Source organism: Phenylobacterium sp., from assembly GCF_036402295.1.
GTDB lineage: Bacteria > Pseudomonadota > Alphaproteobacteria > Caulobacterales > Caulobacteraceae > Phenylobacterium.
The window spans coordinates 1-2201 of the sequence record NZ_DASWTE010000358.1; the positions used below are offsets into that span (position 1 = coordinate 1).

At 71.0% G+C, this 2201-nt stretch carries 2 protein-coding genes and 2 pseudogenes; all 4 read left to right on the forward strand.

From position 1 onward, the window contains the following. Nucleotides 1-252, forward strand: a pseudogene (locus tag VGD44_RS21200) (Holliday junction branch migration protein RuvA); the annotation flags it as partial. Nucleotides 253-397: 145 nt separating this feature from the next. Continuing rightward, entirely contained in the window at nucleotides 398-1432 is a 1035-nt protein-coding gene (gene ruvB / locus VGD44_RS21205; protein ID WP_331090373.1) for a Holliday junction branch migration DNA helicase RuvB, read from the forward strand. Beyond that, complete coding sequence (locus tag VGD44_RS21210) at nucleotides 1429-1887, forward strand: YbgC/FadM family acyl-CoA thioesterase (RefSeq protein ID WP_331090374.1); 459 nt, start codon at nucleotides 1429-1431, stop codon at nucleotides 1885-1887. Before ruvB ends, VGD44_RS21210 begins: the two co-directional genes overlap by 4 nt. Nucleotides 1888-1938: 51 nt before the next feature. After that, nucleotides 1939-2201: pseudogene (locus VGD44_RS21215) on the forward strand (Tol-Pal system subunit TolQ); the annotation flags it as partial.

Here is a 2201-nt window from a genome sequence, read left to right on the forward strand (position 1 = left end):
GCCCTGCGCATCGTCACCGAACTGAAGGGCAAGCCGATCCATGATGGACCCGTGGCCGCCTTCCACGCCTCCATCCCCACCGCCCAGCCTTCGAAGCCCTCGGCCTCCGGCGAGGCGGTCGCGGCGCTGATGGGCCTGGGCGTCGCGGAACCCGCCGCCCGCCGCGTTGTCGAAGCCGCCGCCGTCCGCCTGGGCGAAGAGGCCGAACCGCCCGCCCTCATCAAGGCCGCCCTGCAGGAGCTGGGCCGGTGACCCTCCTTTCCGCTCATCCCGGCGAATGGCGGGACCCAGATGGGATAGCGCCCAAGTGGGTTCTACGACGCGCTGCGTTCCTCCAATCACCCTCCGATCCTGAGATCTGGGTCCCTGCATTCGGCGGGATGAGCGGAGGTGAATGGTGACCCGCATCGTCTCCGGCGACGCCCAGCCGTTCGAGCCGGCCGACAAGGCGCTCCGGCCGCAGACGCTCGCCGAGTTCGTCGGCCAGCAGCAGGCCAAGGGCAACCTCAGCGTCTTCATCGAGGCCGCCAAGAACCGGCAGGAGGCCCTGGACCACGTCCTGCTGTTCGGGCCCCCGGGCCTGGGCAAGACGACGCTGGCCCAGATCGTCGCCCGCGAGCTCGGCGTGAACTTCCGCGCCACGTCGGGGCCGGTGCTGGCCAAGGCCGGCGACCTCGCCGCGATCCTCACCAACCTCGAGCCGCGCGACGTCCTCTTCATCGACGAGATCCACCGCCTCGCCGCGAACGTCGAGGAGATCCTCTACCCGGCGATGGAGGACCACGTGCTGGACCTGATCATCGGCGAGGGGCCGTCGGCGCGCTCCATCCGCATCGACCTCGCGCCCTTCACCCTGGTCGCCGCGACCACCCGGGCGGGCCTGCTCGCCACACCGCTGCGCGACCGCTTCGGCATCCCGATCCGGCTCGAGTTCTACACCCACGAGGAGCTGCAGAAGGTGCTCATGGGCGCCGCCGCCAAGATGGGGACGCCGCTGAACCCCGAGGGCGCGATGGAGATCGCCGCCCGCGCCCGTGGCACCCCGCGCGTGGCCGGCCGGCTGCTGCGCCGGGTCCGCGACTTCGCCGCCGCCGACGGCGCCGAGGTCATCGACCGCAAGGCCGCCGCCAGCGCGCTCGCCCGCCTGGACGTCGACGAACAGGGCCTGGACGCGCTCGACCGCCGCTACCTGCGCGCCCTGATCGAGAACTACGCCGGCGGCCCCGCGGGGGTGGAGACCCTGGCCTACGCCATCGCCGAGGCGCGCGACGCGGTGGAGGACGTGATCGAGCCGTTCCTGCTGCAGCAGGGCTTCATCCAGCGCACGCCCCGCGGCCGCATGGCCTGCGCCAAGGCCTACAGCCACTTAGGGCTGGCCGCGCCCAAGGGCGTGGGCCAGCCGCCGCCGACCAGCGGGGACCTGTTCGAGTGAGCGGGCCTGACGATCAGACGCCCTCCGCCGGCTGGATCGAGGGTCGCGAGCATGTGCTGCCGGTGCGCATCTACTACGAGGACACCGACTTCACCGGCATGGTCTACCACGCCAACTACCTGCGCTATTTCGAGCGTGGGCGGAGCGACTTCTTCCGGATCGCCGGCATCAGCCACACCGCGCTGCTGGGCCTGGCGGAACCCACCGCCTTCACCCTCGTTCGCATCGAGCTGGACTTCAGGCGCGCCGCCCGGGTGGACGACGCGCTCCTGGTCCGCACCACCTACGACACGATCAAGGGCCCCCGGCTGATGGTCGGTCAGCGCATCACGCGCGGCGAGGACCTGATCGCCGAGGCCCACGTCCAGGCGGTCTGCATCGACTTGCGCGGCCGGGCCAAGAAGCCGCCGAAGGAAATGGTGGAGCTCCTGAGGCCCTACTTCGAGACGCCATAAGATCGCCACCGAACCCCCGCAACACCGCCCGGACACGCCTCAGGAGACAAGATGGACCCGGCCGCCGTCACGCCGCAGAGCTTCGACCTCCTCTCGATCTTCCTGAACTCCGACTGGGTCGTGAAGCTGGTGATGATCGGCCTGGGCGCCGCCTCGCTGTGGTCGTGGACCATCATCCTGGACAAGCTGTTCCGCTTCGCCGCCCTGAACCGCGAGGCCAACCGGTTCGAGGACGCCGTCGCCTCGGGCCGCAGCCTCGAGGACGTGGCCGCCGAGGCCGGCGAGCGGCCGACGCACCCGCTGCCGCGCATGCT